General features: G+C 37.6%; 5 protein-coding genes. All 5 read right to left on the reverse strand.

Features of this window, described 5'->3' with window-relative positions; translation table 11 throughout:
• Positions 1-3 precede the first annotated feature (3 nt).
• The 5 genes from J0A69_RS04160 to J0A69_RS04180 all read right to left on the reverse strand — a co-directional run bounded on the left by J0A69_RS04160 (position 4) and on the right by J0A69_RS04180 (position 9,534).
• Positions 4-3,390, reverse strand: a complete 3,387-nt coding sequence (locus J0A69_RS04160) for a sensor histidine kinase (RefSeq protein WP_206585245.1) — start codon at positions 3,388-3,390, stop codon at positions 4-6.
• Positions 3,391-3,481: 91 nt separating this feature from the next.
• Positions 3,482-4,246: a DUF6090 family protein gene (locus J0A69_RS04165; protein WP_206585246.1), complete on the reverse strand. Its 765-nt coding sequence runs from the start codon at positions 4,244-4,246 to the stop codon at positions 3,482-3,484.
• Entirely contained in the window at positions 4,246-4,968 is a 723-nt protein-coding gene (locus tag J0A69_RS04170; protein WP_206585247.1) for a hypothetical protein, read from the reverse strand. Before J0A69_RS04170 ends, J0A69_RS04165 begins: the two co-directional genes overlap by 1 nt.
• Positions 4,969-4,972: 4 nt before the next feature.
• Positions 4,973-7,354: an ATP-binding protein gene (locus J0A69_RS04175; protein ID WP_236032620.1), complete on the reverse strand. Its 2,382-nt coding sequence runs from the start codon at positions 7,352-7,354 to the stop codon at positions 4,973-4,975.
• A 32-nt stretch (positions 7,355-7,386) separates the two neighbouring features.
• Entirely contained in the window at positions 7,387-9,534 is a 2,148-nt protein-coding gene (locus tag J0A69_RS04180) for a tetratricopeptide repeat-containing sensor histidine kinase (protein WP_206585248.1), read from the reverse strand.
• Between the last annotated feature and the right edge of the window lie 110 nt (positions 9,535-9,644).

A 9,644-nucleotide genomic window follows, 5' to 3' on the forward strand; every position in this document is an offset into this window, starting at 1 on the left:
AAATCATTTGGGTAGATTGATGATGAATGTGGTGCCGCTACCGACGCTTGTGTTCACGGATAACTCCCCTCCATGTGCTTTGATGATATCATAGCTTAAAGACAATCCTAGTCCAGTTCCTGATCCAGTTGGCTTGGTAGTAAAAAAAGGCTGGAAGATCTTTTCTTTGATGGAGTCGGGGATGCCGGGGCCGTTGTCATGGACAGAAATTTCTACCCCTACCTGCCCGTCCGGCAGGCGGGAATCCCCTAAAGGGGACTTGGTCATCGTTGTTTTGACAGTTACTTCGGGTTTGTAGTCTTTGGGGGCAGAATTTGCCTTTTCGTTAACTGCATAAAAAGCGTTATTTATCAGGTTGAGCAATACCTTTCCGATGTCTTGGGGAATCACCGAAACCTTGGGAAGATCAGGAGCCAAATCTGTTTTCAACTCACATTTGAATTCGGGTTCCTTTGCCAAAAAGGATTGATAACTCAAGCGGAGAAATTCTTCTGCTATGGCATTTAGATTTGTTGATTCCTTTTGACCAGATCCTCTTTTGCTATGTTCTAGCATACCTTTGACGATGGCATCGGCGCGCTTTCCGTGGAGGGTGATTTTATCTGAATTATCTCCTAGATCTTTTAGAATAAACTTTGTTTCTTCGATATCTCCCTTTTCTAATTCTTCTACCGCCTCTTTTATCAATTCGCTATTCAACTCTGAAAAATTATTGACAAAGTTTAAAGGGTTCTGAATCTCATGTGCAATACCTGCTGTCAGCTCACCCAGTGAGGCCATCTTTTCGGATTGGATCAACTGGGCTTGGGTAGATTTCAGTTGGGAATAAGCTTTTTCTATTTCTTTTGCTTGGGCTAGTTCCCGATCCTTGGCCAATTCCCTTTCCTTTCGGATAGCTCTTTTCCGTAGCTCATTAATAATTACATAAACCAAAAGCACAAAAAAGACTAGATATAAAAAATACGCCCACCATGTTTGATACCAAGGGGGTAGTACCTTAATGGTTAATTGAAGTGGTTCTTCATTCCAGATACCATCTAAATTTGCAGCTTTTAATTCAAGAATATAATTGCCGGCAGGTAGGTTGGTAAAAACAGCGTTTCCATTTCCACTTGCATCTTGCCAATTATCATCAAAATTGACTAAGCGGTACTGTGTGATATTTTTCCCACTTCCCCCAAAGTGGATGGATGCAAAATTTATATTTACGGTTGTGATTCCCGGAGGAATAAGCAGCGAAGAAATTGTATGGTTTGGCTTCTTTTCTGTGGAATCTAAAAAGCTTTGGTAGCTTTTTCCGTCAAGTGTAATTCCTCGAATGATGATTTTAGGCGGAAAAGGATTCGTTTTAATTTCCTTCGGATCAAAAACATTCATTCCACCATTTCCTCTAAAGTAGATTTTTCCAGAAGGGCCTCGATTATTAGGTTTTGTTTCAAAAGAATTGGATTGCAGTCCCCTTTCAATCCCAAATCTTACCGTTTTCCCAGTTTCTGGGTTGTATTGAAAAATACCATTAGAAGTTCCAAAATAAAGGTAGCCATCCTCATCATAGCTGAATGACCTAATTTCGAGATCTGGATAACCAAATTCTTCAAAGCTCTTCCAGAATTTTAATCCATCGTATTCTTCATCAGTGTAACCAAATCCATTGACTGTAGCAATCCAGATTCTTCCTTTTGAATCCAGAATCGGTCGAGAGGTAGAATAACCTAAATCTTGGCCAAAGAAATTACCTTGTTTGATAATAGCTTTGGTTTTGGTGTCTATTAACATCCAAGAGCTACTAGATCCACTTCTTTGAACCAAAAGATTTTCTTTGGAATCTAACAACAGTCCTCGGAATCCAGAACCAGAAGTGTCTTTGACCACATGTGTGAATTCCTCTGTTTCAGGATCAAAAAAATCTAATCCCTTAATATTAATGATCCAGAGTTTTTCACGAGGATCTTTTTGTATTATCCTGACCCAGTTTTGGCCTAAGGAAGCGGAATCCTCTGGGTCATATCGATATCTGGTAATCAATCCTGTTTTTGGGTCTATTCGGTTTAGTCCTCCATTTTGATCACCCGGGGAGCCGGTTCCTACCCAAAGCGTAGAATCAGAGGTTTCCGCAATGGCCCAAGGATAGGGATGGGATAATTCTGATCCAAAAGTTTTGCCAGCAGGTAGATCGGACTGCGCAGCTCCAATTCTGTGGAGTATGGACTTTCCATCTGCAGCAAAATGGATGAGTCCATTTTCCATAGAAATCCGCTGACCTATCCAAAAAGATCCATCATTCAGTTCATAAGAAGAAAGGATATCAGGGATGATTTTTCCTTGTTCATCCCGTAAAAGGCCAAAATCAGATTGATAGGTATTTAAAAGACTGATTCCATTGGCGAATCTAGCAATCCAAATAACCCCTTGGCTATCCAAGTATAATTTGCATCCGTTATCACTGGACATTGGAAGTAGGTCTTTGCGGGTATTCGTACCAGAATGGATGGTTAAGGATTCCCCTGTTTCCACATTGATTTTGGTGATTGCATCGCGCTGGTTGAGCCAGATGAATTGATCATGAAAAACGTAAGATGCATCACTTCCAAGGCCTCTTTCCTTCAATTGTTCAGGTTCACTGAATTTTTTAAATGTCCAAGATTCAGCATCGGATTCCCGGGTAGCCAATCCATTCGGGTTTAAAAGAACTGTGCTTGAATTCCCGTAAGGAAGAATGATAGTTTGGCGGTATGTGGCAAAGGATGTTTTATTTATAGTGTTTTCATCTAATGGAAATTGTTCATAGCTAAATTTCCCGTCGGGATATCTCTTTCCTATTTTTGCACCTTTTCCACTTTCGAGAACTAAAATAAAATTCATTCTTCCGTCATCCCCAATTTGAAGATTAAAGACTTCACCTGATTCCTGCCCAGGCTCTAAAATAAATTTTTGAGTTTCTGAGTCAAGCTTCATGATTCCTTTTGTGGTGGAGGCAAATACTTCACCTTGCTTTCCCAAAAGGACTTGGAGATAACGCCTTTGAGGGTCAACGTCTGAGTAATATGTGAGACTGTCTTTATTTGAATCATAATAAAGTAAATTCCCAACTACAGCTTCTATCCAAACCCCTCCTTTTTCATCTGCTGTTACATACCTCCCTTCATGATAAATCTTCTTGTAGTTATTCCCATCAAACTGGAAAACCCCTTCCCAAGTACCCAGGTAAATAAATCCAAAACTGTCCTGAGTGACATCGGTAACTGAAGTGCTCGGTAATCCCTCATCTGATGTGATGTTGTTGAAAACTACATTTTGAGATATGTTTTGAGCATTCAGAGCCAAAGAAATCATGACTAAACAGCAGAGCTGAAACATCATAAAAAATGGTGCTTGGAATAGCTTTTTCATTAAAAAAACTGTCTAAATAAAATGTGTCAGAATGCCACAGGAGAGATCAACTAATGAATGAAGAGAGGCGAAAAACAAGAATTCAAGTTTGTTATTTCGCTGTTTGGTTTAGTTCTCCTTCAATCAAATCTATAATTCTAGTTAATCTCGGTGTGAAGATTCGCTCCTTGTAGCCGGCTTCAAGAACACTCTTTTGGATAATAATTTTCAGAAGATACTGAATTTCAGAGTCATTTGACATGGCTTCGAGATCAAATTTTACAGAAGCATAATTTCTTGACTCATTATCTGTGATGTTCACATCACCAAAATCCGGATCCATGTATTTCAAGATACGCTCTGAAAATTGTTGAATGGGGCCTTTGTTCCCATCTTCTATTCTGAAGCTGTATTCGAGAAAAGTTTGGTAATCAGCCATCCGCCTTTTCAGATCTTTATTATCGATAAGGCTTAAAGTCCCAGAGGATTTCATTTCCTCGTAGGTAGGAAGGGTTGGATTAAAATAATGGACAAAGCCAGTTCTTTCCAAAGCGAAGACTGTCTCTATACTGTCCACTTGAGAGGGGAGTTGCTCAAGTATAGCTAAAAGAGTTCTTGCATAAGCTTCTCTTTGATTAATAAAGCTTAGCAAAATATCCAGTCTATTTTGGTTTTCTTCAAATTCAGTTTTTAGACTTTCAAGGAGGATGACTTTTTGTTTTTTCAGTTTGTTTTCCTCATTCCAGTTATTGACTTGAAGAGCTATTAAAATCCCAATCACCACAAGAAATATCTCGCCTATGGCATAAACCAAGTATCGAGTGACTCGATTCTGATTAAGTAGTTTCTGGCGGATATGTTTGAATATTGGCACCATTACAAACCTTGTTCAATTAATTGAAGTGTTTCATCAATATGGGATAAAAGCTCTTCAAGACTTCTGGTTAATTGAGCATTCGACAAAGCAGTCAAGGCTACTACATTTTTGAATTCTTCATTATAAAGAAGAGAAATGACCTCATCTTTATTATAATCTTGGCCTCTTAGGAATGCATTGTATAACACTAAGTGTTGATTTTTGAAATAGAACCCGATAACATTTTCATTCCAAAGAGATCTAGATATATCACGAATTGAGCTAGCTTCATCATAACCATGTTTAATGGATCGTAGTTTATTGGTGAGATCGGGTTTATCTCTTATTAATTGGTCTGAACTTAATTCTTGATTTAAAACCGGCATTCCCACCCTTAACGAGGCATAACTGGTCATAAGAAGAATACGTTTGGGTTCAGCTTTTAGTGAATCCAAGTCAGAAGGGGATTGCAGGTAGCTATCAGCCCAGTAAAGAATCATTTCATTTGCCTCAATAGATTCTTCAATCTCTGATTTTACTTCTGATAATTCTAAACGCAATTTCTGAATAGTTCCGGCCGATACATTATTCGATTTCCGTTCCTCATTCCAGTTATTCACTTGAAGGGCAATTAAAATCCCAATAACGACCAAGAATATTTCTCCTATTGCATAAGCTATGTAGCGAGTAACCTTCTTCTGCTGGAGGAGTTTTTGGCGGATTTTTCTGAAAAATGAAATCAATGGTCTATAAATTAGTGAATTGAATAATAAATATTGTTCCCTTTCTCTCTTCACTTTCCACTTTTAATTCTCCTCCATGCGCTTTGATGATATCATAGCTTAAAGACAATCCTAATCCAGTTCCCGAGCCAGTAGGCTTGGTAGTGAAGAAGGGCTGGAAGATCTTTTCTTTGATAGAGTCGGGGATGCCTGAGCCGTTGTCCTGGACAGAGATTTCTACCCCTACCTGCCCGTCCGGCAGGCGGGAATCCCCTAAAGGGGACTTGGTCTTCGTTGTTTTGACAGTTACTTCTGGTTTGTAGTCTTTAGGGGTAGAATTTGCCTTTTCGTTAACTGCATAAAAAGCGTTATTGATCAGGTTGAGTAATACCTTTCCGATGTCTTGGGGAATTACCGAAACCTGTGGCAGATCAGAAGCCAAATCTGTTTTCAACTCGCATTTGAATTCGGGTTCCTTTGCCAAAAAGGATTGGTAGCTCAAGCGGAGAAACTCTTCTGCCAAAGCATTGAGATTGGTAAGTTCCTTTTGACCTGAGCCTCTTTTGCTATGTTCCAGCATGCCTTTAACGATGGCATCAGCACGCTTTCCGTGGAGGTTGATTTTCTCCTCGTTGGCTTCAATGTCAGTTGCGATTAACTTGACTTCTTCCAAATCGCCTTTTTCAATTTCTTCTTTAAGCTCTGAAATCAATTCTCTATTTACTTCAGAGAAGTTATTCACAAAATTCAGCGGATTCTGTATCTCATGGGCAATCCCTGCGGTCAGTTCGCCGAGAGAGGCCATCTTTTCGGATTGGATCAGTTGGGCCTGGGTGGATTTGAGTTCATTTAAAGAGATTTCTAGTGCTTCTGTTCTACTTTCTACCATATCTTCCAAACTAGTATACATTTTACCCATTTTATAGGCTATTAAGAATGTCATACTTAATGGAAGGATAGTTAAAAAAGAGATATCCCAAAAAATTGGTGGTGTAAAATCATATATATTAATATCGATTATACTCTCAAAAACTAAAGGAATAATCAAAAACAAAACCATTCCTATAAATCCAAAAGTGATAAACCCCACCCCTTTTATTTTTCTTTTCCGAGCAATAAGCAGGAGTATTAAATTTAGAATTAAGATAGCTGGTGAGACAATCGGCCAGACATTATCGATATTAAGGACTTGGAATAGAAGGAATATTAGAGGAGCAAAAAAGGGTAGGAACTTTAATTTCTCAAATTTCTCAAGCTTGAAAAATATAACTAAAGTGTAGGGGAGTAAGAAAAAAACAGCAATCCTTACAACCACTATTATTTTAAAGACAAAGAAGGTAATTAATCTATCAAACTGGGTAAACTCAAAATAAAATTGAACATAGTCATTAATCAAAAGCAGTAATAAAAGGACTGCTACTAAAAGATTTTCTTTTTGCTCCCTAAATAAATAATAGAGGTAGCCATGTAAAATAAAAACGACAAAATAGATCCCAAACAATAAGTAGAACTTTAGCTTACTTTCACTTATTTGATTGTTTCTAATGTCGTCTAATTCCTGTGAAATAAATGATAGTCGAAATCCCAATAAAAATGATTCATCATCCATTATCTCATAATATCTTTTCGCAGGATGGTAAGAAAAACGAACTGCAATTAGATGGGTGTCTTTAGGAGATAACCAAATAGGGGTATATTCTTTCAAGAGAGGATTATATCGCACTTCCTTATTTGGGTCCGTTGAGAAAGTGCCAAAGCGATTAATCAACTTACCATCAATATAGACCTCGGCAGCACCCCAGCTATATAACTGTAAATACCAAGGATTGAAATAGAATGTCGAATCTGCTTTAAAATAGGCACGGAACCAACCATGGCCCTGATTCCACAATGAATCAGGTAATGGTTCTGTGATATCGGAAGGATTAATTTTAATCCATTGGGTATGGTCAAAATTCAAATCAGCCCACTTGATATCATCCCCAGGACTAAAGTGCCAAACATTATCGTAATCTAAATAAATTCTTCGCTGGACTTTTTCCCTTTCAAATTCAATGATAAGTGGTTGCTCAGGAGGCTTTTTACCGATAGGTAATATTGATAGGCGAAATTTTGTTCCAACCTCACCCCAAAATAAGTTTGAAATTTCTTGTTCAGACTTTCCAATAAGATCAATCATTTCTCCTGATTCTCCCTCTCCAATTCCGACAATCAGGTCACCTTCGTTTAATTGTCCGCTTTTATCAAAAGAAGAATTTGGTGTGATAAAGGATATACGAGTTGAATCATTTTCAACTCTAAAAAATAAATCTTTAATACCACCTTGATTTCCAGAGAAAACAAATAAGCTATCTGTTGATGCTTGCAACTCAGCGGTAGCAAGTAATAAAAAAATACTTAATAGCATTTTCGCCTTAAAAAGATCTATGAGTTTGTTTCTCACGACAGGGGTAGCTGGATTATAAATTTTGTTCCTATTCCCTCTTCACTCTCCAATTTTAACTCTCCTCCATGCGCCTTTACTATATCATAACTAAGGCTCAGACCCAATCCAGTCCCTGAGCCAGCTGGTTTGGTTGTAAAGAAGGGTTGGAAGATCTTTTCTTTGATGGAGTCTGGGATTCCGGCCCCGTTGTCTTGGACAGAAATTTCAATTCCATTTTCAGACTTCTTTGAATTTATTACAACTTCTGGTTTGTAGTCTTTAGGAAAAGCTTTGGTTTTTTCGTCTACTGCATAAAATGCATTATTCACAAGATTCAAAATTACCCTGCCGATATCTGAAGAGACCACATTTACTTTTGGCAAATTAGGGTCAAGTTCCAGCTTAAAATCAGCATTAAAACTCTTTTCCTTTGCCCGAAGGCCATGAAAGGAAAGCCTGACGAATTCATCAATCAAAGAGTTTAAATCGGTAGGTGCTTTAACGCCTTTATTAACCCTGCTATGTTCCAACATGCCTTTGACAATTGAATCAGCTCGCTTTCCATGAGAGTTGATCTTAAAAAGGTTTGTTTTTAAGTCATTGCCAATAGCTTTAGCTTCATCTATTTTTCCTTTCTCCAACTCTTCATTCATTTCATCGACTAACTCTGCGCTTAATTCTGAAAAGTTATTCACAAAATTCAGCGGATTCTGAATCTCATGAGCGATACCCGCTGTAAGCTCACCAAGTGAAGCCATTTTTTCAGATTGGATCAGTTGAGCCTGGGTGGAAATTAATTTGTCATAAGCAGATTCTGCAATTTCCCTTTGAGATCGAATCTCTTCTTTTTGGAATTGAAGCAATCGATTTGCCTTTTGTTTATGTAGGTTGTTTCTGTAGAGATAGATACTGATAATGACAAACAGAATTAAAGCAACCAGTGAGGCAATTATTATAATCCTTTGATTAAATACAGCAGCATTTTTTAGCTCTGTATCCTTCTGCAGAATCTCAATTTCAGCTTCTTTTTTGTCCAATTGAAATTCGAACTGAAGTTGCTGAATCATCTTTTCTGTGCTGGTTTTTGCAATTATTTCCTTTACAGATTTGACATTTACTTCATTCTCATAAGCAGCCCTATAATCTCCAATTTGGGCATGAGATTCTGCCAAGTTTTGGTAAATTTCTACTAACTCAGTCTTGGCATCAATTTCTATTGCAAGGTTTTTTGCCCTCTCTAAACTTCTGATGGCTCCTTCAAAATTCTGTTGTAACTTCTGGGTTTTGGCTAGGCCAATTAGACTTTGCGCCATTTCAAATTTTGCCTCCGACTTTTCTGAAATTTTGATCGCTCTATTATGAAATTCATAGGCTTTTGTGAAATTTCCCAGATTTGAATTGATCTCGCCAAGTTGAGTCAGCGGAAAAGTGGCATCAATTGTTCCATCACAAAGCGTAAGAGCTACTTCATGATAATAGGTAGCCGAATCAAAGTTTGATTCTAAAAAGTAAACTTCACCAATATTCATGGCTGTAATAGCCATACCAGATTCCAAATTGATCTCTTCAAAGACCGCTAGTGATTTTTTGAAGTTTGTCAAAGCCTCATTGATAGTATTTGGGCTACTACTATAAACAGTCCCTATATTATTTAGAGCAGTCCCAATTCTTAATTTATTGTCTAGCTGTTCTGAAATTTTAAGTGATTCAAAATGGAGTTCCAGTGCCTTGGTATTATTTCCAAGCATGTAATAAATAGAACCAAGATTGCTGAGAATATTGGCTTCCCCGGTTGGGTCCTGAATCTCTCTGAAATAATTCAATGATTCCTGAAAACTTAAGATAGCGTCCTGTAGGTTTCCGAGTTGTGAATAGGCTCTACCTTTGGCATTATAGCCATCAGCCAATCCCTTTTTATAATTGATTTCAGTTGAAAGTTGGATCCCCTTTTCAAAATAATCAATGGCTTTAATTGTTTCTGTTCCTAAGAGATCTAAACCCAATTCTAAATAGAGGTTCACTTTTGTGCTGTCAGCTTTTGAATCATTGATAGCATTTAGTAAACTATCTGACTGGGAAGTCTGGGCTTCAGTTTCATTTAAAAGTGAAAAAGAAAACAGTATTAAAAATAAGTACTTATTGATAGTCAAAAATCGATTCATATCACCTTTGTAAATGTGAATTCATAGGCCTTGCTCAGATTGGTAATATTTCATTTTACCCCTTCGTTAAAAGGCTTCATTTTTATTTTATTTATGCAAAACTCTCATGA

Source organism: Algoriphagus pacificus, assembly GCF_017254845.1.
GTDB lineage: Bacteria > Bacteroidota > Bacteroidia > Cytophagales > Cyclobacteriaceae > Algoriphagus > Algoriphagus pacificus.